Origin of the sequence: Streptomyces sp. NBC_01283, assembly GCF_041435335.1 — a bacterium.
Classification (GTDB): Bacteria; Actinomycetota; Actinomycetes; order Streptomycetales; family Streptomycetaceae; genus Streptomyces.
Genome location: NZ_CP108430.1, coordinates 9162332 through 9188130, shown reverse-complemented (window position 1 = coordinate 9188130; position 25799 = coordinate 9162332). Strand labels below are relative to the sequence as shown.

Below are 25799 nucleotides of genomic sequence, written 5' to 3'. Positions count from 1 at the left end.
GATAGGCGATGGGACACCTGTCCCATCACTCGGTGTATGGTCAGTGATGGGACAATGGTCCCATCACTTTCAGGGAGAGCCCATGCATGTCTTCGTCACCGGCGGTACCGGCACCATCGGCTCCGCCGTCGTCGCCGAACTCCTCGGCAACGGCCACACCGTTCTCGCACTGGCTCGCTCGGACGGCTCCGCGCAGGCCCTTGAAAGCGCTGGTGCCAAGGTGCTGCGGGGAGACCTGGCCGACCTCGACGTCCTGAGGTCCGGCGCTGCGCAGTGCGACGGCGTGATCAGTCTGGCGTTCGGACGCGACTACAGCAGTGCGGACAATCTCGCGCAGGCCATCGCCGAGGAGAGCGCCGCGCTCACCGCGCTGGGGCAGGAACTCACCGGAAGCGACCGCCCGATCGTCACGGTCTCCGGGACGCCCCAGGTGCCCGGACGCGCCTCCACCGAGGCCGATCCGCTGCCGACCGACGGACCGGTGGGCGGCCGGGGCCGTTCGGTCAATGCGCTGCTGGACCTCGCCTCGCGCGGTGTGCGCAGCACGGCTGTCCGCATGCCGCGCACGGTCCACAACGAGGGCCGGGGCGGATTCGCCGGCCTGTTGACCGAGCAAGCGCGCCGCACCGGGGTGGCCGGCTACCCGGGCGAGGGCACCCAGCGCTGGCCGGCCGTGCACGCACTCGACGCAGCCGTCCTGTTCCGTCTGGCCCTTGAGTCCGCACCGGCCGCAACGGCCTGGCACGCCGTAGCCGACGAGGGCGACGCGGTGCGGGACATCGCCACAGTCATCGGCCGGCGACTGGGCCTGCCGGTCGAGGAGGTCCCGCAGGAGAACTTCGGCCCGATCGGCCCGATCTTCGCCATGGACCAGCCGGCGTCCAGCGCCCGTACCCGCGATGCCCTCGGGTGGCAGCCTACCCACTCCAGCCTCCTCGAGGACCTGGAAAACATTCAGCCCTGACGCACACCGGTTCCGAGGCACCGAACGGGGTCCTTTCAGGTGACGCCGCAGATCGGCGAGGTGGCAGACGGTCCGCGTGGACAGCGGCAGACGGCACCTGCAGACAAACGGACAGGTGCCCTCGGCGTGCTTTTTGGCTTTCGTCACACCATTCCAACGGCCTTCGAGGGAACGTCAGTTACGCCCGCGCCGCGCTGCCGCGGGCAGCAGATCAGATCACAGGCTGATGGTGAAGCGACCCCCGGGCAGTTTGCACAACCCACTGCGGTCGACCAGTTGGACCAACTCCCCGCGCACAGGCACCAGCTCGTCCCGCACGCTGACATCGATTCCCCGGGGCGCCGCCGACCTGCCGGGCCATGACCGGTCCGGCAGCCCGCCGCACGGTGGCGAGAATGCGCCGGCAGTCCGGCGGGAACACGGTCTCCTCCATGTCCGGCCTCCGGTGCGCGACCAGCATCGCCCCTCGTCCGCCCGCCTGCCCGGGCACCGGTGCGGCCGAGGCGCGTTCGTCGGCAAGCTGTTCGCTCACCCGCTCAACAACCCTCTCCGCGACGGCGAACTCGTCCCACCCGGCCCGCACCTCCCCCAACTCCCTGGCGAGCGCTTCCTCACGTTCATCCAGCTCCGCACGCCGCGCGGTGATTCGTTCCAGCAGCCCAGGAACCATCCTTCGTCTTGCATGGGTATCCCCGGCTTCAGCCGCATCTCAGGACCGCTCTGACCCGCAGATAACAGCGGACCCTCTTGCTGCCCGATGTACTGACGGATCACCGTAAGTGGTGCGCCGCCGCACGAGGCAGCGAAGTAGGAGCGCGACCAGAAGACGCAGCCCATCCCGGTCCGGTTGATCCGGCCGGTGTACCCGGAGCGCAGGTACCGGGATCTGACGCCTTTGAGGGAGTTTGATCAGCGTCGACAGGGCGATCTTCGGCGGGTAGTGCACGGGACGACGTGGCCGGTCTCACCGTTGAACTCCCGCAGTTAAACCTCGAACTTGGGGCCGTCCGCGACGTCCGCACCGCACTGCCTCACGGTCACGTCGTCCCGGGCTTCGGGCGAAGTGAACCTGCGGAAGTAACCGGGCCGCTGCGCGCTCGTTCCCCATGCGTGCGAAACGGAGACAGACACGTTCGACACAGCAAACCGTGGGATGTTCGAAATAGGGTCATGGACCTCGATGCGGCCTCCCGTAGGTGCGCCCGTAATGCGACAGCCTGCCTATCCCCGGGCGTCCGCTGGCCTCTGTTCCAGCTGTCTGTCCCTTGGGCGGGGGCTTCCCGTGGCCGCCTGCCGTTGTCCCAGTTCTGCCCCGACAAGGAATCGTCGCCATGCCGTCCCGCTGCTGCACCTCACGAACTGAGCCGGCCTGCGCGCCGGTAGACGAGACCCGTGTCGAGGTCGGTCACCGTTTGGTGGACCGGCACGGCCAGACAGGCGAGCCGGGGGAATTCGAGCTGCTCGGCCTTGACTGGGCGTTGTTGCCGCAGGTGTTCGCTCCGACTCATACCGACTCTACCGAGCTGTTCACCCGGTGGCTGCCTTTCCCGGTGGGCGGGAGGTTTCTTGAGGTGGGGTGTGGGGCGGGGGTGACGGCGGTGACGGCGGCGCTGGCCGGGTGCACGCACGTCACAGCCGTGGACATCACCCATGAGGCAGTGTGCAATACCGCCCTCAACGCCGAGCGTCACAAGGTGGCGGACCGGGTGGAGACCGTGCGCAGCGACCTGTACGACGCCCTGGACCCCGGTGCGCGTTTCGATGCGATCTTCTGGAACTCCAACGTCGTTCGTGCCCCCCAGGAGTTCGTCTACACCCGGCCTTTACAGCATGCGATCTTCGATCGTGGCTACGCCGCTCACCGCCGCTACCTGCGCGAGGGCCTGGAACGGCTCACCGGATCGGGCCGTCTGTTTTTGGGATTCAACAGCCTCGGTGATACCTCCGCACTGCAGACTCTGGCCGCCGAGTCGGGTGTACTGCTGGTGGGGCGGGAACGGAGCGTGCACCATGCCGGTGACGTGCCGGTGGAGTTCCAGCTCCTTGAAGCCGTCCCCGCGGGCGACCGGCAGATGCCATGAGTGGCGCCCAAGCCGTCACGGCCGCAGCACCCCCGACGTCCGGCCCCAAGATCGCCAGCTACCTGCGGCTGGGCAAGGCCCGGGTCTATCACTACGTCTACGGCTGGGCCCTGGGCGTGCTGCTCCTGCACGCGGACGACCTCACGGCTCCGGGGGTGTTGCCGTCCTTGGTCTGTGTGCTCGCGGGCACGTTGGCGGTGCAGTGGAGCGCGTCGGCGGCCGATGACGTGAGCGGCTTCCTCAACGGCCACGACGCCCGCAACTACCAGGGGCGGCCGCTGGTCACCAGGATCCGCAAACCCCTGCTCACCGGAGCCCTCACCGTCAGGGAAGCGAAGACGTTCACCGCCGCCACGTTCACCTTCGGGATGCTCGCCCTCACCGCGGCCGCCCTCCTGCCGCCCGGGCCCGTGTCCTGGCCGGCCGTTGTGGTCGCCTTGGGTGTGCCGGTGCTGGGTGTTCAGTACTCCTGCGGCATCAAGCTCAGCTACCGGCCCCTGGGCCTTGAAGCGACGATCCTGATCACCGGCGCGTACACCGTCCTGATGCCCTACTGGTGCGCCAGCGGAACCCTCACCCGCGAGGTACTGCTGGTGAGTGCGGTCTTCGGCCTGTGGCTGCTGCTCGTGGTCTCCTACGGCAATGCCTCCGACCGGGTAGGCGACGCAGCCGTCCGACGGCGAACCCTCGCCGTCCTGCTGCCGCCTCGGTGGTTCGCCTTTCTGCTCCACCTCCTTGTGGTCGGCCACGCGGGGCTGCTCGTCGTGCTGTTCGCCGCCACACGCATGGACCCCGCCTACCTGGTGTGCAGCGCTCCTGTGGTCGCGCTGCAGCTGGCCCAGGTGTATTACGGGGTGTATCGGGGTGAGGTGCGCAAGGCGCGCTTCTTGGTTCTGCTGTCCATCGATGCGGGCACTGCCGCGCTCGCCGCGGCGATCCTCCTCGGACTGTCTCAGTGAGCCGACGCGACGGCGGCCGGGCCGCCCACCGGCTCGTCGAAGACCGCACCGCCGGGGCGCGCGTTGTCGGGGACCGGGCTCTCGTGCTGGGCGCGAGCATCGCCGGAACCCTCGCCGCCCGGGTGCTGGCCGACTTCTACCGCGAGGTCATCGTCATCGACCGCGACCACGTCATCGACGTGGAAGATCCGCGTCGCGGCGCCCCTCACGCCGCGCACGCGCACGGGCTCCATGCCCGCGGCTGCCTGATCCTGCAGGAGTTCTTCCCGAACCTGCTCAAGGACATGCGGCGCGCACACCAGCCGATCGGAGACCTGGGCGAGCAGCGCTGGTACTTCAACGGCCGCCCCTTCACACCGACAAGGACCGGCCTGCTCTCCTTGACCGCACCGCGTCCCGTCCTGGAGGGATATCTGCGCGGCCAGGTCGCCGCGCGGGCCAACGTCACCTATCGCCAGGGCACCGCCCTGCAGGGTCTCCTGGCCACTGCGGACGGCGCCCGGGTCACCGGCGCCCGGCTGCAGTCCACGACACCGGGCGCCGCCTGCTTCGACCTGGAAGCCGATCTGCTCGTCGACGCGAGCGGACGCGGGTCGCGCACCCCGGTGTGGCTGCAACAGCTGGGCTACCAGCGGCCCGTCGAGCAGCGGATGCCGATCGGCCTGGCCTATACCACCCGTCTCTACCGCAGCCCGCACGCGCGCAGCGGCCCGCAGTTCGTCAACTGCCTTGCCTCACCCGCCTCACCCCGCGGTGCGTTCTTCGGCCAGGCAGGCGACGACAGGCACATCCTGTCGCTGACCGGTCTCTTGGGTGACCACCCGCCGACCGACCCCGACGGCTTCACCGCCTTCGCCCAAGGCCTGCCCGCCGCCGAGATCCACGACCGGATCCACGACGCCACCCCGCTCACCGACCCCGTCACCTTCCGCTTTCCCGCCAGTGTCCGCCGTCACTACGAACGCCTGTCCCGCCTCCCCGAGCGACTACTCGTCCTGGGAGATGCGGTGTGCAGCCTCAACCCGAACTACAGCCAGGGAATGACCGTCGCCGCCATGCAAGCCAGCGCCCTCCACCAATACCTCCAGCGCCGCGGAACCCCGGACAGCGCGGTCTTCATGCGACAGGTCGGGCGCATCCTCGACAAACCCTGGTACCTCTCCACCACCAGCGACCTCAAATTCACCGGTGCCACCGGCCGCCGTCAGCTCACCGCACCCGTGCTCAACGCCTACGTCACCCGCCTCCACCACGCAGCGACACACGACCCCGCCGCCACCGATGCCCTCATGCGCGTAGCCAGCCTCATCGACCACCCCGCCACCCTGCTGCGCCCACGCCTCGTCCTGACCGCGCTGTCCGCTCCCGCTGCCCGCCTCCACCACGACCACGCCAGCGCTGTCAAAGCCGCCCCGGCCCCTGATCAGCAGCAACCCGCACCCTCGCCGCCTCTCCCGCCCCCGACTACTGGGGACGCAACAGATGACCGCCCTGTCCGGAAGCAGGACACCCGGGCCCACTAACGTGGGCACCCCGCCGCCCCAGCCTTGACGCCCGACTGCCTCGTGCAGCTGGCCACCGGCTTCACGGCCGACAGAACGCTTGTGAGCGCCGTGGAACTGGGCGTCTTCACCAACTTGGCCGCTCGCGGCCCCAGGACGGGGCTGCCAGCCCCGACCACACAGGTCAGCGCATCGCGCAGCGCTAGCCGCAAGGACACGGCGCCGGATCTCCGCCCGCCTGGGGACCTGTCCGGGTGAGGCCTGGTGGTAGATACCGATCACCGTCCTCCGGCGCTACCCCGACCACTGGCCTTGCAGCCTCGACCACACAGGTCTGCGCGCCGCGCAGCGTCAGGGCCTGTCTTCAAGGCCCCGCCTGCCCTTCGGGCGACGACGCGACTTTGCGCAAACGGCCTAGAGCTGCGACGCTCCTCCGTCGACAGGGAACTCCGTTCCCGTCGAGAAGGTCGCGCCGAACGCCAAGTACGCCACCGCGGCGGCCACTTCCTCGGACGTCCCCAGCCGCTGCATCGGAATGGTGCTCCGGTAGGTGTCCTTCGTCGCCTCGACGACATCGGCGGGCAGCGTTGAGCGGTCCAGGATGCCCGAGTCGATCGGGCCGGGGCTCACGGCATTGACGCGCACCTTGCGTGGCAGCAGCTCGCGGGCCAGGGTGCGCGTCATCGACCGCAGGGCCGCCTTGCTCGCCGAGTAGACACTGAGTGCGTCGAGGCCCAGGACGTTCACCACCGACGTGGTCAGGACCACGCCGCTTCCCTCGCGCAACAGCGGCGCCAACGCCTGCACCGTGAAGTACGGGCCCTTGGCGTTGATGCCGAACAGCGTGTCGTACATCTCCTCCGTCGTCGAGTCGAACGGCGCGGACTCGGTGACGCCGGCGTTGACGAACAGCGCGTCCACCTCACCGAACCGCTCCTGGACCGTGCCGGCCAGCGCCTTGATGTCCTTCAGGGACGCGGCGTCGCTACGGACGCCGACCGCCTTGTCCCCCAGCTGCTCAAGCGCGGCGTCCAGAGTGGATCGGGTGCGGCCGGTAATCAGTACGTGCGCCCCACCGTCCGCGAACAACCGGGCCGCAGCCAGGCCAATACCGCTGCTTCCGCCCGTGATCACGATCTTCTTGCCGTCATAAGTGGTCATGCCCTCAAGCCAATATCCACCCGCACACCCTGTCCAAGACCTGTTCCGTATGCCGTCATGCCCCGGGCGTATGACGACGCGCGACGTACCCTGAGCGCATGGACGTCGATCTGCGGCTCGTGCGCTATTTCACGGTCGTGGCGGAGTACGGCAACTTCGGCCGGGCCGCCACCAAGCTGCACCTGGCGCAGCCGTCGCTGAGCCGCCAGATCCAGCGACTTGAGGCTCAGCTCGGTGTCCGGCTTTTCGACCGCTCGCCGCAGGGCAGCAGCCTCACCGACGCCGGTCAGGCATTCCTTCCCGGGGCCCGGATACTGCTCCAGGAGGCCGAGCAAGCCGCTCGCACGGCCAGAGCCGCCGTGCAGCCCCGTACCGTCACTGTCGGCTGCGCCGAAGGACTGGTCCTCACCGCCTGTGTGCAGGAACTGCGCCGCCGGCACCCCGACGGCCAGGTCCGCACCCGGCACCTCGACTGGCGGGACACCGGCGCCCTCGCCGAGCGGCGGGTCGACGCCCTCGTCGCATACAAACCCCTGCCCTGGCCCACGGACGGCCTCCGGGTGACCACGCTCCATCAGGAATCGCGGGTACTCGCCACATCGGCAAGTCATCATCTGGCGAACGAGAAAGCCGTCAACCTGCGGGCTCTGTCGGACGAGGAACTGGTGGCCTGCGTCAGCACTCCGGTCGTCTGGAGCACGCCCAAGCCGGTCGATGACCGCCCGGCACCACCCCCGCCTGCAATCGACGACAGCTACGAGGACAAGCTGGAAATCATCGCCACCGGCCACTGTGTCGCGATCTTCCCTGCCAGCGATCGACGCGCTGCTGTGCGCGAGGACATCGCCCTGGTGCCTGTCATCGACATCGAACCCTGCGAGCTCGTGCTCGTCACGCGCGCCGGCGACCCCAACCCGCTGCTCCAATCCCTGGAAGACGTCGCACGTACAGTGCTCGGCACAGCCTCCCGACAGGAGAACAGCACGCGGGCGATCAGCTGACCCCTCGCGGCGGCGCCTACAAATGATCTTGCTTGGTGAATCATGGTCAGGTGATGCGTCGCCATGAACTGTCCTATGCCGAACGGGAGTTCGCCCACCCTCTGTTGCCTCGGCCGGAGCGAGGGCGGAAGCGGTCGGATGACCGGACAGTCCTGGCCGCATCCAACAAGACGATGCCTGTTTTCGGGCCGTTCGCCGCGAAGATGAGGTTCTTCCGGCCGGATCCACCGCTCGGGCGGACGCAGCCCCGGTGGTAGCGGCTGCTGGGAGGTGGGATCAGTCCGGACCGGGGCCGAGCACCGTGCCGGGAAGGCCGAACCCGCCGCAAGGCCTCAGCGGATGGAGGTGACCCGCTTCTCCTTCAGTGCGGCACAGTTGGAGCCGTAGACGGAGACGTAAACGTTCTTGATGTTGCCGCCCCAGTCGACGCAGTGGCCCTTGCCGTAGACGGTGGCCGGCCCGGCGTAGGACGTGTAGTTGCCGGAGTCAGAGGCCCCCTGGTCGGTGTCGGCGACGTAGATCCACGTCCCCGTGTCCACGGCCGTTCCGGGCGTGCTGCGGATGGTGGCCACGCAGTTGCGGCCGGTGGAGGCGTTGTACGTCAGGTAGACGGTGCCCAGCGAGCCCACCGGTGCGGAGTTGACGGTCTTGTAGCTGCTTCCGCAGACCTTCTGCGGGGTAGTGTTCGCCGCCGCAGACGCCGGTGACGACAGGACCACCGTGGAGCCGGCCGCCAGCGCAGTCACCGCAGCTACGGACAACATGGCACGCTTAAGTTCCATATCTCCCCCTTGTGTCGCTTGAAGCGTTTCTTCCTGCTAGGTGTGACACGTCCGCTGGGGGAAGGGTTGTCCTGCGTTCTGCGGTGTGGCTGATAGCCGATTCATTGTCCGAAAACCGTGCCCCCTGTATGCGCTTGGCAGGGTATAGATCGCACACGGACAGTGCCGATCGTGACGGTGGACTGGCCCTCCTCTCTCACCCACGCCAACTGCACGGCCGGGGGTGCTTCTATCTGTTCGGTCGAGGCCTGTGGGCTTGGTCAGGCTGTTTGTTCGTGCCGGGGCTTGTAGAGGGTGCAGTGCTTGAGCATGGCGTGCAGGACGTCGACGCGGCAGTGGGTGAGGCAGATGAGAGCGGCGTTGTGGCGCTTCCTTTCCGCTCGTTTCCTGTCGTGGTAGGCGCGGGATTCGGGGCTGCCGAGAGAGGCGCACGCGGCGAGGAACCGAGCGCGTTTGAGCTGTTTGTTGCCGCCGCGGGGTGGTCCTTCGCCGCCGATCGAGGTCCCGGAGCGGTGGATGGCGGGGGTCAGTCCCGCATAAGAAGCCAGGTGGGCGGCGGTGGGGAACGGCTGGCGTCGCCGACCTCGGCCAGGATGCGGGCACCGGTCCTGACCGCGACCCGGCATGGAGGTCACCGCGCATCATGCCAGCGGTAAACGGCAGCTGGCTGCGGTGCGACGGCTCACGCTTGGTTGGAGAGCAAGAGCTCGCTCTGTCCGGCTTGGCAGGCTCGACCTTGCCGAGCGCCCTCCAGTACGCACCGCGGCACGGCGGCCTCGTACCGGGCCTGTCGCTGCGCCGCAACGGCGTGGTCCTCACCGATTTCGCGGCAATCGAGCTATGCGCGGAGACAGCGGTGAGCTCACCGGCCGGTGCGGCCGACGCCCCTGCTCCCCGAACACCGTCGCTTCACGGCGACCTTGCGGTCCTTGGCGGCACATCGAGAGGACTCAGCGTCACTGCAGGGGGCGTGTGCCTGGTGGGCCTATTTCGCGCATGTACTCATTTCTTCTTGTATGTGAGGAAGACAGTGCCGCTCTCCAGGATCTTACTGTCGGCCACGGTGAAGAACGTCGGGTCAAACGGCCTCTTCTGCCCGAACAGCGGCGTCCCTGAGCCGATCGTCATCGGCGCTAGCTTGATGACCAGTTGGTCGATCTCCGAGAAGAGCACCCCGGCCAGCTCACCTCCCCCGCACAGCCAGATGTCCTTACCATCCTCCTCCTTGAGCTTGCGCACCGTGGCCACGGGGTCACCGCCGACGAGCTCGACACCCGGGTCTGGGGACTCGGCGAGGGACCGGGAGAAGACGAGGTGCCTCAAGTGGGGCCAGGCGTTGGTGATTCCGGCGTCCACGCCGTTTTGATACGTCCTGCGTCCCTCGATGACGGTGTCGAAGTGCGCACCATTCCCGGTGATTCCGAACGCGTTCCGCGCTGGGCCCGGCAGTGTCTCGGGGTAGTGGGCGACGAGGTGTTCGACGTAGTCCTGCCCGATCGGCCAGAAGGCGTCCGGCCCCGAGGTGGGATCGGAGCCGTCGGGGCCCGCGATGTATCCGTCGAGGCTGACAGCAATGAAGTAGATGAGCTTTCGCATGGGGGTCTCCTCGTGGTCGGATCCGGGGCCGCATCCTGCTTCGGCGCGGTGATCTTTGGTGAAGTGCGTGATGGGGTCTGTCATCTGGCCTTTCAGCGGCAGGTGCCCGGCTTGGTGCGGTACTCTGAGTGAAGTGGTTAGAACGTAGTACTGCATCCGCAGTGGCGTCAACGGGATTCCGGAAGGAAAATGTCATGCGTCAAAACCCCGCACGACGAGCCGCCCTGCTCGACGGCGCGATCGAGGTCCTGGCCCGCGAGGGCTCACGCGGCCTGACCCTGCGCGCGGTCGACACTCAGGCCGAGGTTCCCAAGGGCACCACTACCAACTACTTCGCCAATCGCGCCGAGTTGCTGGCCCAGGTCATGACCCGCATCCAGGAACGTCTAACGCCCGAGGAATCCCAACTGGCCGACACCATGAGCGAAAAGGCCTCCGCCGAACTGGTCGCCACCCTTCTCAAGCAGCTCCTCGGCCGCATGCGCGCGGACCGCAGCAGCTGGCTCGCCCTGATGGAGCTGCGCCTGGAGGCCACCCGCCGCCCCGAACTGCACGCCGAGCTCACCCGGTTCTTCACCGCCCAGCTCGACGGCAACATCAGCTTCCATCTGGACGCTGGCCTACCGGGCGACCGGACCGCCGTGATCCTGATGTATCTCGCCATGGTCGGCCTGATCGTGGACGACCTGACCGTGCCGGACCTGCTCGCGCCGCACTCCGTCGACAAACTGATCGACGAACTGGCATGGCGCCTCGTGGGCACAGGTGCGGACACCTGAGACCGAACGCCCCTCCGGGTAAAGCCCAGCAGCGCCACGCTGCAGCGGCACACCAGAGCGAGGCGCCAACTGGCACCGCCGTTCGGGGCGTTGACGTCCGCAGCCGACCGCACCATCGGCCAGCTCGGACCCGCGCTCCCCGTCGGCAACACAGGCGGCTTCGCAAGGACGCCGCGCTGATCGTGGATGGCACGCTGGTGAACTCGCCCTGCTACGCACCCGGTGTCGAACACCTCGTCTGGGCCCTGCACCAACTCAGCACGGGAAACTCCCAGTTCTCCTGGACCACGGCTGCGGCCGTGGCGCCCACGTCGCCCAATACCGCTCGGTGGACCTGGCCGCCGAGGGCTTCGACCCGCCCGAGGACGTGGGGTGCCGGTTTTGGCGGCGATTACGCCGAGGGAGTCGCCTTGGGATTTGAGGTGCCGGGCGTATTCGATCCTATCGACGGGGTGGGCGACCGGCCGGCCGACGTGCCGGTCGCGCGCTTCGGCGACGGTGCGGCGCACACGGCTACGGGGTCAGCCGCGGCGCCATCCGCACGGGGCGGCCGACCCGTGTTCCGTGTCTTCGCCGCCGTGGGGCGTTCTGGTAACCGCCGTCGGCCCAGCCCTTGGACACGCTGGGATGTGCACGATCCCGCGAAACCGATGCCGGCGATGACGACCGCACCGGCCACGACCACACCGATCAGGATCCGCTGCGTCCTACTTAAAACAACAGGCACCTCTTCCCGCCTCCACTGGCATAAGACACCCCTGCCCCAACACGCTTACATGGAAAGCAAATCACATACGCACACGGTGGGTCAGCACGTCAGGACAGTGGAATACCCCAATGCTCACAACCAGGACCGCCTGGAGCGCCCATGGCCAGAATCTGGTCAGCGTTGCGAGCACCCATCGACCGATCCCATGGTCACCATCGGAAAGATGATCGGGTTCAAACGGGGCCTCTGAAGCAAGGTGTCTGTTGCTGAACTGCCGCAGCGTCTCTCGCTCAACACGCCGTCTAGGCCTGCTTCCCGGCCCCGTACGAGGCCCGGACGATCACGCGTTCTGGGCGCGGTGTCTGATCAGGGTTGCGGGCAGCCAGGACAAGCGTCTCGGCGCCGTGCTCGCAGTGGCGCGCCCTTGAGCAGCGAGCAAGATCGCGAAGTGTTACGCGAGCGCATTCCCTGAGTTCAGGGGAACGAGGTCCGCGGCGCTCTTGCCGAAGCCGTCCCGCACGCAGCCTCGGTCACCTGTATGCCGCTGTGACCTTCTCCGACCTTCTCTACTGACATGCGTAGTCGCGCGCACGGCGGGGCGTCCTTCAGTTGTGAATCCCGTCAGCGGAGCCCTCGGCTACCGCCGACGGGTGGAGAGCGATGCGGCAGTGGCTGCCGCTCCGTCTTCGGTGCCGATGATCCTTGAGAGTTCCAAGCACCGGTTGCGATACCGCTCGTCATGCAGGGTGGTGTGCAGAGCCTCGGCCAGTTTCCGTGCGGTCAGACGGCGTGCGTTGAGGAAGGTGGGGGCCAGGCCCAGGGCAGTCAGACGGCGAGCCCAGAAGGGCTGGTCGAGTGCGAGGGGCACCGGTAGGGCCGGGACTCCGGCGCGTAGGCCGGCCCCCACGGTTCCGGGCCCGGCGTGGTGGACCAGGGCGGACATGCGGGGAAAGAGCCAGTGGTGGGGGCATTCGCCGATGGTCAGGATGTCAGTGCCGGAGACGTCCAGGCCCTGCCAGCCAGTTTGCACCACCGCGCGGATCCCGAGGCTGCGGACAGTCTGTTTGATCGTGGCGCTCAGCTGCTGTGCGGAGCCCGGTGAGACGCTGCCGAACCCGAAGTACACAGGGGCGGGTCCCGCGGCAAGGAAGTCAGCCAGGGGTTGCTCGGGACGCCAGCCAGGCTCTGGGGCCGGCCACCAGTACCCCACGCATGTGTGGCCCTCGGGCAGAGCGGTGTCCTGGGGCAGCAATGCGCTGCTGTATCCGTGCAGCACGCGCTGGGCGCGCAGGACGGAGGCGAGGGTGCCGCTCTTGTGCTGCCGCATCCCGAGCTCGCGTCTGATCCAGGAAAGGGCGGGAGCGTACAGCGGGCTCATGGCTGTTTGGGCCAGGCGCTCGGCGAGCCGGTAGCTGTGGGCAGGCATCGCGCTGCCGACGCCGAGCCGGGGCAGGAGCATCCCGGGGGCCGCCGTGTAGATTCCGGTACAGGGCAGGCCGGTTCCCGCGCCGATCACGGCACACAAGGGGTGGGCCAGCGGGTGCGCGAGGATCGCATCCACGCCCTGCCCGGCAGCGTCGAGGACTCCACGGGCGATCACGTGGGCGATGTCCTGGGCGTTGTGCATCCGGCGCCGGAGCCGGGCCGGGCTCTGCCACCGGTCGCACCGGTCGGCGGCCAGCGCGGACTGCTCCTGCCGGGCCAGCGCAAGCACGTGCACCGGCATGCCGTGGCGGCGGAAGGCGGCTGCGTGGCGCGCGGAGGTGGCGGCCACGACCTCCTGCCCCGCGGCCTTCAGCCGCACGCCCAGGCCGATGTAGGGGACCACGTCCCCCGTCGTGCCCCATGTGACCAGCAGTGTCCGCATGCGGCCGAGTATGCAGGCACCGGCCCGGCGGCAGCGGCGCGGCACCCCTGCCTCGCCTAGAAGAGCGGACAGGCGAGGCGGGGTTGACGCCCGCACGGATGAACCGGCCCGGAGAACGCCCTCGGCGAGCGGCCGCCGACGGTATACAGGCGGGATGTCTCACAGCACCGACATTCAGACAACAGAGCACGAACTGGCCTTTGAGGGTTTCCGGTTCGTGGCCCGCACCGCCTCGGCGGGCAGCTCGGCCACCGAGCCCGTCGTGGTCCTCGGCGGTTCCTCGCAAGACCGGTTCTCCTGGCTGCGCTACGAGAGGTGGCTGCTGCCGCACGCCACCGTGCTGACCCTGGAGCTGCCCGGTTACGGCTGCGCGGACCCTCTGCCGGTCGAGTACGGCATGGACTTCCTCGCCGACACCGTCTGCCATGCCACCGACACGCTGGCCCTGGGGCGCGTCAACGTCTTCGGCGCCTGCTTCGGCGCCTCCATCGCCCTGCGCTGCGCCCAACGACACCCGGACAAAATCGCCCGGCTGATGCTGGGCGGCACCGCGACGGAGGTCTCCCCCGAGTACGTCGCGTCGGCCAGACGATGGCGCCGCATGGCCGACGACGGGCTGTTCGACGCCATGGCCCAGGACATGGTCCAGCAGTTCATGGCCCCGCCCGGCAACGGAGTCGTGCGACGGCGGGCCGCGGTAGCCCGCCTCATGGGGCAGAGGTTCGCCAGCCTCACCGAGCGCGAGCTGGCCATGGACATCACCCACCACGAACGTCTCCTGACACACCCATGGAGCCTGCCCCACCCGGCCATCACCGCCCCTGCCCTGGTATTCACCGGCGAACACGACACCATCACCCCACCCGCCGTGGGACGAGGTGTCGCCGAGGGCCTCGCAGCCCGCTTCACCACCATCAAGGAGTCCGACCACCTGGTCCAGATCGAACGGGACAGCGACCTCGCCGACCTGATGACCCGCTTCTTCACCGACCAGTCCCTCGACGACCTCCCCTACCTCAACCCCGTCGAACACTTCGTCAGCGCCTGACGCAGGCCGACCTGCCAAACCCCCAGCCCCGGCCTCCGCCGGGAGGTCCACGGCGGGCTCCAGGTTGTGGAGAACTGGAACAGCGCGAGCACCGTCCCGCACTACGGCAAGGACGGCGCCCTGAGCGGCCCGGACAAGGAACACGCCGAGACCTCGATCCTCGCCCTGCACCTGCTCCAGAGCGGTCTCGTACATATCAACACCCTGCTTGCTTCAGCGGGTACTCGCCGAGCCGGCCTAGGCGAAGAAGCTGAGCGACGAGGACCGGCGTGGGCTGACCGCGCGGTTCTGGTCGAACATCAACCCGTACGGCACGTTCCGCCTCGGCATGAACAAGCGCCTCGACCTATCAGGCGTGACCATTCCCGGTCAGCGTGCCGCCGTGAGCGAGCGAGCCGAGGCGGACCCCGCCACCCGCTGAGCATAATGACCACTCACTCAATGAGTAGACAGTGTCTACGAATGCATAGTAGACACTGTCTATGACTGATGAGAGCTCCCTTCGGGAGCGGTTGATCGATGCCGGGGTCGACCTTGTGCTGACCGAGGGCTCCGCGTCCGTGGGCCTGCGGGAAATAGCCCGGCGAGCGGGGGTGTCGCACGGGGCGCCGCGTCGGTACTTCCCCACGCACCACGCGCTGCTCTCGGCTATCGGCCGTCGCGGCTTCGAGGATCTAGCAGCCATGTTCGAGGCCGCGGTCGTCGGCACGACCACACCGCGCGGCCAGTTGGAGGCTCTCGCGCGGGCGTACGTCGGGTACGCACTGGAACGCCGCGGCATGTTCGAACTCATGTGGCGGCACGACCTGCTCGACGGCGCGGCGCAGGCATCGGACCAACCGAGGCTGCGCGAGTCGACCCTCCCGCTGTTCGGACACTTCACCGGACTCGTCGCCCGATGCCGATCAGAGCGGGATGCCGCGCGACGCGCCGACGGGCCGAACGAGGCCGGACCGCCGCCTGCGGTGACCGCCGCCGCGCTGTGGTCAAACCTGCACGGCATCGCCCAGCTGTGGGCCTGGGGCAGCTTGCAACTCGCCCTCGGCGCCCCACCGCTGGACGGTGACCCCGACGACAACCAACGCGACCGGCTCATCGCGGCAGTTCTGGACGCCCACCTCGGCCCGGTGACCTCATGACCGCACCCGCACAGCGGCAGATTGCATTTCTGGTCAGCGTGGTCGGCGCGATGATCGTCGCACTGGACGGAACCATCCTGCTCATGGCGCAACCCGGCATGCAGCGTGATCTCGGCGCGAGCGTGGCGCAGATCCAGTGGACGAGCACCAGCTATCTGGTCGCCGTGGCCGCGTTACTCGTGATCGCCGGGCGCCTCGGGGATCGGTACGGGCACCCGCGCATCCTGTTCGTCGGCGTCCTCGGTTTCGGGGCTGCCTCGGCCGGGATCGCGCTCGCGCCGGCCGTCGGTTGGGTGATCGTCCTGCGCGCGGTGCAGGGCGGGTTCGCCGCGTTCCTACAACCTGCGACGCTCGCGCTGCTACGGCTGGCGTATCCCGCGGACCGGCTCGGCAAGCCGATCGCCATCCGCACCAGTGCGATCGCGGTAGCGGCAGGGGCCGGTCCGCTCCTGGGCGGTGTTCTCGTGGCTCATCTGGGATGGCGCGCCGCCTTCTGGGTCAACGTGCCCCTCGCGTTCGTCATCGCCGTTCTCGCCGTCGCCGTACGGACGCCGGCACCTCAACGTGCCAACTCTCCACGGCTCAACCTCACCAGCGCGGGCCTGCTAGCGGTCGCGCTCGCAATCCTGGTCCACGCCTTGTCCGATGTACCCGCGCGGGGATGGACCGCCGCGCCGACCCTGCTCGAATTCCTCGCCGTCATCGGCGTCGCAACGGTGCTCACCTGGCACGAACGCCGCACCACGCACCCGATCGTTCCACCGGCCGTAGTGCGGTCCGTATCGGTGACGGCGTCGATGGCGATCCTGCTGGTCACCACCGCTGGCGTGTTCGGCGCGCTGTTCAGGGCCACGTTCTACCTCCAGGACGTACTTCGCCTCGACCCACTCGCCAGCGGTCTGCGCGTGCTCCCGCTGACTGTGCTCATGGTCCTCGGCTCACCCGCCGCGGTCACCGCACTGCGCCGGTACGGTGCGCGCCGCACCGCGACCGCCGGTACGGTCCTCGTCGTGGTCGGCATCGCGGGGCTGTCCCGGCTCGGTCCCGCCAGCACATGGATGGCCATGGCTGCAGTCTTTGCCGCCATCGGTGCCGGGTTCGCCACCGTGATGGTCACCGCCACCGGGACCGTCGTCGGTGACGCGCCGCCCGGGTACGCCGGAGTCGTCGGCGGGCTCAAGCAGACCGCCATGAACATCGGGCCGACCTTCGGCATCGCCATCGCGGCCAGCGCAACCGGCTCGGCTGTTACAACCATGAGTTCCACTCTGCTGATCCTGGCCTCACTCGCCGCTCTCGGCCTGCTGCCCGCGTCGCGGCTGCCCCGGCGGTCAGCCCACCAGGAAGGAGACGACACGACCGCCTCACGCCTGGCTCAAGCACCAACACCACAGGCGGCACCCTCTCGACACACAAACAGTTGAGCACCGCCGAACACACCCAGGCTGATTCGGTCATGTACCAGACCGCTCTTCGCCGACTCAGCAGGATGAGATCTGGAGACGCTGGCGCGAGGGGCAGTCGTTCAGCTTGATCGGGCGGGCCTCGGGGCACCGATGCAGAGCGCCCGCAGGTTCCTGTGCCAGAGCGGCGGCGTCCGCCTCGCCTCGCAGCAGCGAGCGGCGCGAAGGCGTCCCGGCCGAAGCTCGACCTCGTGCTCCAGTTGTTGCGCAAGGGCGACACGTTGAAGGTCACCCGGCTCGACCGGCTCTCCCGCTCCGTGCTCCATCTGGTGACGCTCGGCGCCGACTTGCGCGAGCGCGACATCGGGCTGCACGTGATCGAGCAGGGCATCGACACGTCCACGATGGAGGCCCTGGCGAGCGACGCCTCAAGGCAGAGCGGCGACATGCGGTGCAGCGTGGCCGCCCCCCCTGTCGACGGCTGTTGGTGCGCCCGCACCGCTACCTGGCCCTCACGGCAAAGGCCCGTACAACCATGGGACTTGAAGCCGCCTGGTTTCAGCCTGCGAACGTTTCTGCCCGCGGATCTTGCGAGAAGTATTGACGTCATTCATGGGATGTCTAGCATTCTCTCGATCGGTACTTCGACCATCGTTCGATATGTCGAACAACCAGAGTTCCGCCACACCCGCATCCGGGCAGCCCGTGAAGGGCCAGACCGGAGTCGCTTGCTCAAGGATGACGAGGTCCTTATGCGCAGACGTAGTTTCAGCCTCAGGCGGCCGTCCGCGGTGCTCGCCGCCGTGGTCGCGGCCCTGGCCGCGTTAGCGGCGCTGCTCGTCGCCGGTCCGGCTCAGGCGGCCACCACCAGCGACGTACGCGGTGCTGATTCCGGCCGCTGTCTCGATGTGGCGGGCACCAGCCAGACCGACGGCGCGAACGTGCATCTCTGGGACTGCCACGGCGGAACCAACCAGCAGTGGACGTTGACGGACAGCGACCAGCTGACCGTCTACGGCAACAAGTGCCTGGATGTCCGGGGCGGCGCCACCAAGGCCGGGACCCCGGTGCAGATCTGGACGTGCAACGGCAGTGACAACCAGCAGTGGCGGGTGAACCCCGACGGCACGATCGTCGGTGTGCGGTCCGGGCTGTGCCTGGAAGCCTCGAGCTGGGGCAAGGCCAACGGCACGGAGGCGCGGCTCTGGTCGTGCCACGGCGGCGCCAACCAGAAGTGGACCGGCCTGTCCCGGGCGAGCAACGCATGTGCTCTCCCGTCGACCTACCGGTGGACCTCGACCGGCCCGCTGGCGGAACCGACGAACGGGCAGCTCGCGCTGAAGGACTTCACCACCACCACGTACAACGGCAAGCACCTGGTCTACTCGACCACCTCCAACGGAACGAAGTGGGGCTCGACGGGGTTCAGTACCTTCACTAACTGGTCGGACATGGGGGCGGCCACCCAGACCCAGATGAACGACGACGCGGTGGCGCCCGAACTGTTCTACTTCGCGCCCAAGAACATCTGGGTGATGGTGTCCCAGTGGGGTCAGTGGCCGCTCCACTACCGCACGTCCAGCGACCCCACCAACCCCAACGGCTGGTCCGCCCGGCAGCCACTGTTCACCGGCAGCCTCCCCGACGGCCCCGACGCGAACCAGAAGAACGCCCCGATCGACCCGACCATGATCGCCGACGACCAGAACATGTACCTGTTCTTCGCCGCTGACAACGGCAAGATCTACCGGGCGAGCATGCCGATCGGGAACTTCCCGGGCAACTTCGGCTCCTCCTACACGACGGTCATGAGCGACGCACGGGACCTTCTGTTCGAGGCGCCGGAGGTCTACAAGGTCCAGGGGCAGAACCAGTACCTCATGATCGTTGAGGCGCAAGGGACGAAGCGCTACTTCCGCTCGTTCACCGCCTCCAGCCTGAACGGTCCGTGGACCGTCCAGGCCGGCAGCGAGAGCAGCCCCTTCGCGGGCCAGGCCAACAGCGGTTCCACCTGGGCCCAGGGCGTCAGCCACGGTGACCTGATCCGCAACAACCCCGACCAGACCATGACCATCGATCCCTGCAACCTGCAGTTCCTCTACCAGGGCCTTCCAAACAACACACAGGAACCCGACTACCTGAAACTGCCGTACCGGCCGGGCCTGCTCACCCTGCAGCGCTGACCCGCCTGATCCACGGTGATCGCGACGGGTGCGGTCCGCCGCCGCGTGGACGAGCTGTCTACGGCATGGGTAACTCCACCTGCTGACCGATACTCACCGCCTTGAGGAACCCCAGCCACGCGTCGGCTGGGGTTCCTCTCTTTCGTGGACTCTCATCATCTGGACGTAGATGAGGAAAACCTCGCGGCTGCGGCAGACATTCAGCTCAAGGTCTCCGTAAGCGAAGAGCCGCGGCCGCTTCTCGCGATGATCAACCTCATGACCCGCCGGCTTCAGCCGCTCGGCCACCGCGGGGCGGTGTGCGGCCGGAAGCATGTGGTGGTTCGCGCCGTCGAGGTGGGAAGGGAGCCCGGACGTGTCACCGGGGCACCGGGGCACGGGATCACCGGGTCCGGTGAGACGGTGCGACCGCGTCTCGGCGAAAAGAACGATTGAGACGGCAACCTTTCCGCTCTGAGTGGCCACTTAGGGGCGTACCGACGAGGGCGAGCCGTGGTCAGCGGCGTTACGCCCTCTGAGTTAACACCCTGATCGGAGCATTACGTGTCATCAGACGACCCGAGACCCGCCGAGCAGCCGATGCCTTGGGATCGCACGCCCCGCCGTAGCCGGATGCGCCGGCGCCTTGCCGCGGGGGCGGTGGCGGCGCTCGCCGCCTCGGTCGGCGTCGGCGCCCTGGCGCCCAGTGCGGGCGCCGCGCCGACCGTCGACATCCGTGTGGATGCCGGTACCTCCTTGGGCACGGTCCCCAGCAGTGGTGTGGGCCTCAACACGGGCTACGGCGACGAGCACATGGGGGACGCCAAGGTGACATCGCTGATGAAGGCCGCGGGAGTTCGGCAGCTGCGCTTTCCCGGCGGCTCCGGCGCGGACGACTACCACTGGAAGACCCACACCTACGGCGACGGCAGCGGCTGGATCCCCTCCAACACCGACTTCGACCACTTCATGGCCACCGCGAAGAAGGTCGGCGCCCAGCCGATCCTGACCGCGAACTACGGTTCCGGCACCCCCCAGGAGGCCGCCGACTGGGTCAAGTACGCCAACGTCGACAAGGGTTACGGCGTGAAGTACTGGGAGATCGGCAACGAGGTCTACGGCAACGGGCACTACGGCAACGGCAAGGGCTGGGAAAACGACACGCACGCCGACAAGAGCCCGAAGGAGTACGCGAAGAACCTGGTCGCCTACGCGAAGGCGATGAAGGCCGTGGACCCGAAGGTGAAGATCGGAGCGGTGCTCACCACCCCCGGCTACTGGCCGGACAAGGAGAAGGCCCCCGGCGACAGCGCCGACTGGAACAACACGGTGCTCTCCATCGCGGCAAAGTCGATCGACTTCACCATCGTCCACTGGTATCCGGGCGGCACCACCACGGCCGACCTGCTGAACACCCCCTCCCGGATCGCCGGTGTCACGTCCTCGCTGCGCTCACTGATCGCCAAGTACGCGGGCTCGCGCGCCGCTTCGATGGAGATCGCGGTCACCGAGAACGGCGCCGTCGGCTCGCCCGCCCAGACCAGCCAGGCCGCAGCCCTGTTCGCGCCGGACACCTACATGACCTGGTTCGAGCAGGGTGCCACCCATGTGGACTGGTGGAACCTGCACAACGGCACGGACCAAGCACCCACCACCGTCCACGGCCAGACCGACTACCAGGACGGGGGTGTGCTCTCCGCCGGAACCTGCGTCGGGGGGAAGTGCGAACCGCCGCGCGACACGCCCTTCCCCACCTACTGGGGCATCCGCTCACTGACCGCACTGGCGAAGCCCGGCGACACCATGGTCAAGTCGTCCTCGCGCAACTCGTCGGTTGCTGTGCACGCGGTGCGGAACAGCACCGGCCGTCTGAACGTCATGCTGACCAACAAGAGCCCGCAGAACGCGGCGCAGGTGTCGCTCTCGTACGCCGGATACACCCCGGCGGCAGGGGCGGTCACGACCGTTTCGTATGCCAAGGGAGACACCGCCCTGACGACGGCGAAGCGGGGCACGGCGGCCGCACAGACGCTGCCGCCGTACTCGATCACGACTCTTCAGCTGAAGCCCGCGTCGGGGACCGCAGGCGCTCACAAGCCGACGCCCGCCCCCACGCCGACCGCCCCCACGCCGGTTGTCTCCGCCTCCGGCACTACCGGCACCCGTGCGCAGGGGGAGATCGGCGCACGCGTCGGCCGGCCGACCCCGCACAGCACGTCCGGCGACCTGGCTTCCACCGGGGCGAGCAACGCTGTCGCCACGTACAGCGCCATCGGTGGCCTGCTGGTCATCGCTGCCGGCGGCGTGCTGGTGCTTCGCGGACGTCGCCGCAGGGGTTTGCACGGGAAGTGAGACCGCGTGAGTGACTGACGGCCCGGCAGCAACGCCACCCACCCGTGGCGTACGCGCCGGGCCGTCGGCCTCCGCGCCGGCGTCAGCGGTCGGAAAACAGACAAGCGGCAGATCGGCTCCGGGCGCCGGCCGCGCCGATCCTCGACGTCACCTCGGCCTCGATCAGCTCCTGGAGCATCCGCTCGGCCACGGACCGGACGAGTTCGAGTCCGTCCGCCGAACGCAGTGATTCAAGCAGCCGAAGTAGGTCATGCTGGGCCAGGTCATCATGCACCGCCTGGTTGAACTGCCCGTTCACCAGGGAGAGTTGCATGGTGGTCCACCTGCCAGGCAAGGAGCGGAATCCCCACCGACACAGCCCCCGGGAGGTACTCCCCCAGGTCGAGCGGCTGCACCACGAAGCGGGACGCCATCCCCTATCGACGGGCCGGACCTCTCTCAGCCGTGACCTGAGCAGAAGGTGAGCGTGAGCGTCGTAGGCACTCAAGTTCGGAGAGATCTGACCCGCGTGGCACACACCTAGTTACTGGTGCCCGGTCCAAGTCTTTTCGGACCTCGCTGTCGGCCGTACGACCTCGGGCGCGCGCAGACCGAAACTCCCCTTGCCCAGCGGGCAAGGGGAGTTTCGGTGGGCTTGAGTCGACCAGCTGGAGACGTCCAGCAGCTTGCCGGAGTGCCTCGCCTTCAACCGGTAGTAGCCGTCACCGGAGTCCACGAACGGGAACTGCTGGATGGTCCCGTCGTGCCGGGCCCACTGCGTGACCGCAGGGCCGTCCGCCGAGCTCCGCCCGCCCCGATTACGCAGCTGAGCTGCTTCTTTGCGCACTTCATACAGTCCGCCGGAGTCAGGACGCCCTCCAGAGTCGCTCTCGAGCTCCGGCACGGGTGTGGCCTCTTGACATAGCGGAAATCCGCAGAGCTGAAACTGATCCAGGGGTGTCCAGGGCAGAGCTGGGGTTGCGCAGTACCGGCCGCGACGAGCTCCCCTCCACGGCCGGACCAGCCTCAACCCGAGGCACCGTTACCACGGGAATGCGTCGGCGCCCTGGGAACAGAGGCCGACGGGTTCACCGCCACTGGATCAGACGAGAACTTCCCCCTACCTCAGATACGCAACGCGACGATGTCCGGCATGAATAGAACCTCTCGATGATTCAGGGCATCAACGGCGCGTGCCGGGTCGAAACGCCAGAGTTGCTTGTGTCGGCGCCCTCTTCGGCGTGGAGCTGTCTGAGCGAGCAACTATCCAGCCTACGACTACCTGCCCCCTGCACCCAGCCCCCGCAGCACTCCTCACCTGGTGGTGCTTGCCCCGTTTCCTCCCCCGCCGCACGTACGGCCGGCCGGCCGCTGCGGGCAGGCTCCCCGGAAGCTGGCGACGAATCTTGAACCGCAGGTCAGCTCAGCCGCGGTGGAACAGGTCCGCACCTGCCGCCCGGTGTCTTCCTTTTGGCGCGGTTCCTTCACCGTCGGGAACCTCCCGGCCTGCCTGGCGCCACTGCCGCTCGAGGGCGTCGTAGATCGGAGAATCCGACACCCGCCCCCCGCCCGCCCGCACGTCGGCGGAACTTCTCTGCGCTGGAACGTTCCTGTGGTCCATAGACAGCCCAACGGCCCCACACCGGGCGCCGTGGCGGCCCGTATCCCGACCGTCACCAGGAGACCGGCAACGGGGTCCCGGGTATGCCTGCCTTGGGTGACGGCGGTTGAGGGCCAGGATCCGAGGACGAGCAGCACGCGGGGTGCGTCGGGCAGGTCTTCAGGGACGGTGGCGGTGCCGGTATCCCTCATTCACCTACAGCTGAAACGATCCGGCAGCCTCCACGTCAACCCTCCAAAAGAGAGTGGGGCCGCCGGCCGAGCACCCTGTCGGAGCCGGTACCGCGCAGCGGACTGCGACCATCACCAGCGAAGGTAGGGGCCCCGCCCCGGACAGAAGGACCCATACCCCGGCAGAGGACGGCACTTGGCCTGGGATTCCGCGGCACATGAGACGGCCTCAGTAACTGATGAGCTCCACCTCTGGCCATCAAGTGGGCTGCGGTCTCACTTTGCCCCCCCCCGCCCCCACTGCCCCGGCCCAAGGGAGCGCGGCCGAAACGTTGCCCCGGCCCCACGTTGGGCAGCGCCAGAGCGAACGTCCCGGCCTCGGGCATGTCCAGGCCATAGGCCTTGCCTGCCTTCCCCGCCCCCGCCGGGCCGAGAGCAGCACATCGCTCCCGCCGGGCCGCCGCCCCGTCGACAGCCACGGCACCGTCACCTGGTGTCGGACTCAGCCACCGTATTCAGTGCCGCCCGGCCGGCCTCCAGCCGGGACGCGGGGATCCGGAACGGCGAACAGGAGACGTAGTCCAAGCCCGCCCCGTGAAAGAAGTGGATCGAGTCGGGGTCGCCGCCGTGCTCGCCGCACACCCCGGTCGCCAGACCCGGCTTGGCGGCTCGGCCCTCCTCGACGGCAAGGGTCACCAGACGGCCCACTCCCTCGCGGTCGATGGTCTCGAACGGCGAGACGGGGAAGATTCCTTGGGCCAGATAGGTGGGGAAGAAGGAAGCCTCCGCGTCGTCACGCGACAATCCCCAGGCCGTCTGGGTGAGGTCGTTGGTGCCGAAGGAGAAGAAGTCGGCGGCCTCGGCGATGCGGCCGGCGGTCAGCGCGGCGCGTGGCAGTTCGATCATGGGGTGGCCTTGAGGTCGTTGGGCACCGCGAGGACTGGCTTCTGCACATTGTCAGCCCAACGACCAGCTCGGAGGGCAGGTTGGAACAGGCTCCGTGCCTGGTCAGGACAGCCCGACGATCAATCAGTGGCTGACTGTACGAGAGGCGTCGGCTGGACGGTCGGCCGGTGGTTCGGGGTGTAGGCCCAGGGGCGGAGCTGTTCCAGGGCCTTGCCGATACGGAAGACGGTCGGGTCGTCGTAGGTGTGGCCGACGATCTGGACGCCTGTCGGCAGGCCCCAACTGGAGTGGCCACTGGGCACGTTGAGGACAGGGCAGCGGTTGCTGATGTTGAAGGGCAGGGTCATCGCCGCCCACAGCGGCTCGCCGTGGTCCTCGCCGCTCACGACCAGGCGGCCCAGGAGATCGTCTCCGGCTGGCAGCCCCGGAACGGCTGTGGTCGGGCAGATGAGAGCGTTGAAGGGAGCCATCGCTTCGCCCAGTTCGCGCTGCAGCCGGGTCTCGACACGCAGGCCGTCGAAGTAGGTGACCTGCTCCCGGGCAACGGCCATGGTGTCGGCGAAGGCTGCCGCGTACGGCGACATCCGGTCGCGGTGCTCGGCTTCGATCTCGCGGACCAGGGCGCCGAAGATGGCGGAGAAATGTGCGGCGGCACTGATGAGCAGGTCGTCCTTGGTCCACGGGAGTTCGATCTCCTCGACGATCGCGCCCGCGTCGGTGAGGGCGCCGGCGACAGCGCGGGTGTTGGCCTCGATCTCCGGGTGGACGTCGTAGGCGCCCAGGCGCAGGCACACGGCGATGCGCATCCCGGCGACCGCGTCGTACTCGGCCGGCAGGACGAGTTTCGGGCGCAGCGACGCGTGGTCGCGCGGGTCGGGCCCTGCCAGGACGTTGGCGAAGGTGACGCAGTCGTCGACAGTGCGTGCCATGGGGCCGTCGCCGCGGTAGTGGTCGGCGGACAGCGGTGCCACGCCGGGAATCCGGCCGTACGGGGCTTTGTAGCCGACTGTGCCGGTGAAGGCGGCGGGGATACGGGTCGAGCCGCCGATGTCGGACGCGGAGGCGAGCACTGCGGTACCGGCGGCGAGGGAGGCGCCGGCGCCGCCGGACGAGCCGCCAGGGGTGAAGTCGGGGTTCCAGGGATTGCGGGTGATGCCCCACAAGCGGCTGTGGGTGAAGGTGGCGATGGAGAACTCGGGGGTGGCGGTGCGGGCGTGGATGATGCCGCCGGCGTCCAGGATCCGGTCGATGACCGGGGCGTTTTCGGTCGCGGTGTTGCCGACGTTGACGAGAGAGCCCTCGGTGAGGGAGCGCCCGGCGATGGCGTGCTTCTCCTTGGTGGCGACCGGGATGCCTTCGAGTGGGCGTGGTGTCAGGCCGCCCTTGCCGAGGAAGCGGTCCTCGGCGTGCCGGGCCTGTTGGAGTGCCTCGTCGTAGAGCTGCTCGGTGAAGGCGTTGACGACCGGTTCGGTCTGTTCCGCGCGGTCGATGACGACGCGCATCAGCTCCACCGGGGAGAGTTCGCGGGCGTCGAAAAGCTGTCGCGCCTCGGTGGCGCTGAGGTAGGCGAGATCGACTCCGGCGTCGTTCGGGTACATGCGGACTTCCTTACGGCTAA

At 68.3% G+C, this 25799-nt stretch carries 20 protein-coding genes and 4 pseudogenes; 14 read left to right on the top strand and 10 right to left on the bottom strand.

The genetic code is table 11. The features are described from left to right. The first annotated feature begins 82 nt into the window (after positions 1-82). The gene (locus OG302_RS41640; RefSeq protein WP_371749943.1) at positions 83-964 is read left to right on the top strand and encodes an SDR family oxidoreductase; all 882 of its coding nucleotides are present in this window, start codon (positions 83-85) and stop codon (positions 962-964) included. A gap of 528 nt (positions 965-1492) precedes the next feature. On the opposite strand, the pseudogene OG302_RS41635 reads toward OG302_RS41640, so the two are convergent. Continuing rightward, positions 1493-1858, bottom strand: a pseudogene (locus tag OG302_RS41635) (transposase); the annotation flags it as partial. A 437-nt stretch (positions 1859-2295) separates the two neighbouring features. On the opposite strand from OG302_RS41635, the gene OG302_RS41630 reads away from it, so the two are divergent. From OG302_RS41630 to OG302_RS41620, 3 genes are read left to right on the top strand one after another with little or no spacing between them, the layout of a single operon-like run. After that, entirely contained in the window at positions 2296-3045 is a 750-nt protein-coding gene (locus OG302_RS41630; protein WP_371749942.1) for a methyltransferase, read from the top strand. Next, a complete protein-coding gene (locus OG302_RS41625; RefSeq protein ID WP_371749941.1) occupies positions 3042-4004 on the top strand; it encodes a UbiA family prenyltransferase in 963 nt (320 codons plus the stop codon). The genes OG302_RS41630 and OG302_RS41625 overlap by 4 nt, the downstream gene beginning before the upstream one ends. Then, positions 4001-5527, top strand: coding sequence for an NAD(P)/FAD-dependent oxidoreductase (locus tag OG302_RS41620; RefSeq protein WP_371749940.1), 1527 nt, complete (start codon positions 4001-4003; stop codon positions 5525-5527). The genes OG302_RS41625 and OG302_RS41620 overlap by 4 nt, the downstream gene beginning before the upstream one ends. A 393-nt stretch (positions 5528-5920) precedes the next feature. Here the strand turns inward: OG302_RS41620 and OG302_RS41615 are convergent, their stop codons facing one another. Then, a complete protein-coding gene (locus OG302_RS41615; protein ID WP_371749939.1) occupies positions 5921-6667 on the bottom strand; it encodes an SDR family oxidoreductase in 747 nt (248 codons plus the stop codon). Positions 6668-6765: 98 nt separating this feature from the next. Here OG302_RS41615 and OG302_RS41610 point away from each other — a divergent pair, with 98 nt between their 5' ends. Further along, positions 6766-7668 (top strand): LysR family transcriptional regulator, encoded by a 903-nt coding sequence (locus tag OG302_RS41610; protein ID WP_371749938.1) that lies wholly within the window; start codon positions 6766-6768, stop codon positions 7666-7668. A gap of 332 nt (positions 7669-8000) precedes the next feature. Here OG302_RS41610 and OG302_RS41605 read toward each other — a convergent pair whose 3' ends face one another. The 3 genes and pseudogenes from OG302_RS41605 to OG302_RS41595 all read right to left on the bottom strand — a co-directional run bounded on the left by OG302_RS41605 (position 8001) and on the right by OG302_RS41595 (position 10046). Then, positions 8001-8450 (bottom strand): spore-associated protein, encoded by a 450-nt coding sequence (locus tag OG302_RS41605; protein WP_371524866.1) that lies wholly within the window; start codon positions 8448-8450, stop codon positions 8001-8003. A 260-nt stretch (positions 8451-8710) separates the two neighbouring features. Then, positions 8711-9085, bottom strand: a pseudogene (locus OG302_RS41600) (transposase); the annotation flags it as partial. A gap of 367 nt (positions 9086-9452) precedes the next feature. Further along, on the bottom strand, positions 9453-10046 hold the full coding sequence (locus tag OG302_RS41595; RefSeq protein WP_371749937.1) for a dihydrofolate reductase family protein: 594 nt from the start codon (positions 10044-10046) through the stop codon (positions 9453-9455). A gap of 194 nt (positions 10047-10240) precedes the next feature. Here OG302_RS41595 and OG302_RS41590 point away from each other — a divergent pair, with 194 nt between their 5' ends. Beyond that, positions 10241-10825 carry a TetR/AcrR family transcriptional regulator gene (locus OG302_RS41590; RefSeq protein WP_371749936.1) on the top strand — a complete coding sequence of 195 codons (585 nt, stop codon included), beginning with the start codon at positions 10241-10243 and terminating at the stop codon, positions 10823-10825. 1346 nt (positions 10826-12171) lie between these two features. Here OG302_RS41590 and OG302_RS41585 read toward each other — a convergent pair. After that, positions 12172-13401 (bottom strand): glycosyltransferase, encoded by a 1230-nt coding sequence (locus tag OG302_RS41585; protein WP_371749935.1) that lies wholly within the window; start codon positions 13399-13401, stop codon positions 12172-12174. Between the two features lie 154 nt (positions 13402-13555). On the opposite strand from OG302_RS41585, the gene OG302_RS41580 reads away from it, so the two are divergent. The 8 genes and pseudogenes from OG302_RS41580 (at position 13556) to OG302_RS41545 (ending at position 21505) form a co-directional block, all read left to right on the top strand. Next, the gene (locus tag OG302_RS41580; protein WP_371749934.1) at positions 13556-14449 is read left to right on the top strand and encodes an alpha/beta fold hydrolase; all 894 of its coding nucleotides are present in this window, start codon (positions 13556-13558) and stop codon (positions 14447-14449) included. A 66-nt stretch (positions 14450-14515) separates the two neighbouring features. Then, positions 14516-14935 carry a hypothetical protein gene (locus OG302_RS41575; protein ID WP_371749933.1) on the top strand — a complete coding sequence of 140 codons (420 nt, stop codon included), beginning with the start codon at positions 14516-14518 and terminating at the stop codon, positions 14933-14935. Then, positions 14932-15588 (top strand): TetR/AcrR family transcriptional regulator, encoded by a 657-nt coding sequence (locus tag OG302_RS41570; protein ID WP_371749932.1) that lies wholly within the window; start codon positions 14932-14934, stop codon positions 15586-15588. Before OG302_RS41575 ends, OG302_RS41570 begins: the two co-directional genes overlap by 4 nt. Beyond that, positions 15585-17012 carry an MFS transporter gene (locus OG302_RS41565; protein ID WP_371749931.1) on the top strand — a complete coding sequence of 476 codons (1428 nt, stop codon included), beginning with the start codon at positions 15585-15587 and terminating at the stop codon, positions 17010-17012. The genes OG302_RS41570 and OG302_RS41565 overlap by 4 nt, the downstream gene beginning before the upstream one ends. A 155-nt stretch (positions 17013-17167) precedes the next feature. Further along, positions 17168-17338, top strand: a pseudogene (locus tag OG302_RS41560) (recombinase family protein); the annotation flags it as partial. A gap of 405 nt (positions 17339-17743) precedes the next feature. Beyond that, positions 17744-19174: a non-reducing end alpha-L-arabinofuranosidase family hydrolase gene (locus tag OG302_RS41555; protein WP_371750390.1), complete on the top strand. Its 1431-nt coding sequence runs from the start codon at positions 17744-17746 to the stop codon at positions 19172-19174. Positions 19175-19318: 144 nt separating this feature from the next. Further along, a complete protein-coding gene (locus tag OG302_RS41550; RefSeq protein WP_371749930.1) occupies positions 19319-19609 on the top strand; it encodes a hypothetical protein in 291 nt (96 codons plus the stop codon). 177 nt (positions 19610-19786) lie between these two features. Further along, on the top strand, positions 19787-21505 hold the full coding sequence (locus OG302_RS41545; protein WP_371749929.1) for a cellulose-binding protein: 1719 nt from the start codon (positions 19787-19789) through the stop codon (positions 21503-21505). A gap of 82 nt (positions 21506-21587) precedes the next feature. Here the strand turns inward: OG302_RS41545 and OG302_RS41540 are convergent, their stop codons facing one another. The 4 genes and pseudogenes from OG302_RS41540 to OG302_RS41525 form a co-directional block, all read right to left on the bottom strand. Next, positions 21588-21818 (bottom strand): hypothetical protein, encoded by a 231-nt coding sequence (locus OG302_RS41540; RefSeq protein WP_371749928.1) that lies wholly within the window; start codon positions 21816-21818, stop codon positions 21588-21590. A gap of 210 nt (positions 21819-22028) precedes the next feature. Continuing rightward, positions 22029-22331: an RICIN domain-containing protein gene (locus OG302_RS41535; RefSeq protein WP_371749927.1), complete on the bottom strand. Its 303-nt coding sequence runs from the start codon at positions 22329-22331 to the stop codon at positions 22029-22031. A gap of 1430 nt (positions 22332-23761) precedes the next feature. Further along, a pseudogene (locus tag OG302_RS41530) lies at positions 23762-24181 on the bottom strand (putative PEP-binding protein); the annotation flags it as partial. A gap of 119 nt (positions 24182-24300) precedes the next feature. Continuing rightward, on the bottom strand, positions 24301-25779 hold the full coding sequence (locus OG302_RS41525; protein WP_371749926.1) for an amidase: 1479 nt from the start codon (positions 25777-25779) through the stop codon (positions 24301-24303). Positions 25780-25799: the final 20 nt, after the last annotated feature.

What these genes read in the sequence shown, in the direction of transcription:
- OG302_RS41640 (WP_371749943.1), top strand. Translation starts at nt 83, where the DNA reads ATGCATGTCTTCGTCACCGGCGGTACCGGCACCATCGGCTCCGCCGTC.
- OG302_RS41630 (WP_371749942.1), top strand. Translation starts at nt 2,296, where the DNA reads ATGCCGTCCCGCTGCTGCACCTCACGAACTGAGCCGGCCTGCGCGCCG.
- OG302_RS41625 (WP_371749941.1), top strand. Translation starts at nt 3,042, where the DNA reads ATGAGTGGCGCCCAAGCCGTCACGGCCGCAGCACCCCCGACGTCCGGC.
- OG302_RS41615 (WP_371749939.1), bottom strand. Translation starts at nt 6,667, where the DNA reads ATGACCACTTATGACGGCAAGAAGATCGTGATCACGGGCGGAAGCAGC.
- OG302_RS41610 (WP_371749938.1), top strand. Translation starts at nt 6,766, where the DNA reads ATGGACGTCGATCTGCGGCTCGTGCGCTATTTCACGGTCGTGGCGGAG.
- OG302_RS41605 (WP_371524866.1), bottom strand. Translation starts at nt 8,450, where the DNA reads ATGGAACTTAAGCGTGCCATGTTGTCCGTAGCTGCGGTGACTGCGCTG.
- OG302_RS41595 (WP_371749937.1), bottom strand. Translation starts at nt 10,046, where the DNA reads ATGCGAAAGCTCATCTACTTCATTGCTGTCAGCCTCGACGGATACATC.
- OG302_RS41590 (WP_371749936.1), top strand. Translation starts at nt 10,241, where the DNA reads ATGCGTCAAAACCCCGCACGACGAGCCGCCCTGCTCGACGGCGCGATC.
- OG302_RS41585 (WP_371749935.1), bottom strand. Translation starts at nt 13,401, where the DNA reads ATGCGGACACTGCTGGTCACATGGGGCACGACGGGGGACGTGGTCCCC.
- OG302_RS41580 (WP_371749934.1), top strand. Translation starts at nt 13,556, where the DNA reads ATGTCTCACAGCACCGACATTCAGACAACAGAGCACGAACTGGCCTTT.
- OG302_RS41570 (WP_371749932.1), top strand. Translation starts at nt 14,932, where the DNA reads ATGACTGATGAGAGCTCCCTTCGGGAGCGGTTGATCGATGCCGGGGTC.
- OG302_RS41565 (WP_371749931.1), top strand. Translation starts at nt 15,585, where the DNA reads ATGACCGCACCCGCACAGCGGCAGATTGCATTTCTGGTCAGCGTGGTC.
- OG302_RS41555 (WP_371750390.1), top strand. Translation starts at nt 17,744, where the DNA reads ATGCGCAGACGTAGTTTCAGCCTCAGGCGGCCGTCCGCGGTGCTCGCC.
- OG302_RS41545 (WP_371749929.1), top strand. Translation starts at nt 19,787, where the DNA reads ATGCGCCGGCGCCTTGCCGCGGGGGCGGTGGCGGCGCTCGCCGCCTCG.
- OG302_RS41540 (WP_371749928.1), bottom strand. Translation starts at nt 21,818, where the DNA reads ATGCAACTCTCCCTGGTGAACGGGCAGTTCAACCAGGCGGTGCATGAT.
- OG302_RS41525 (WP_371749926.1), bottom strand. Translation starts at nt 25,779, where the DNA reads ATGTACCCGAACGACGCCGGAGTCGATCTCGCCTACCTCAGCGCCACC.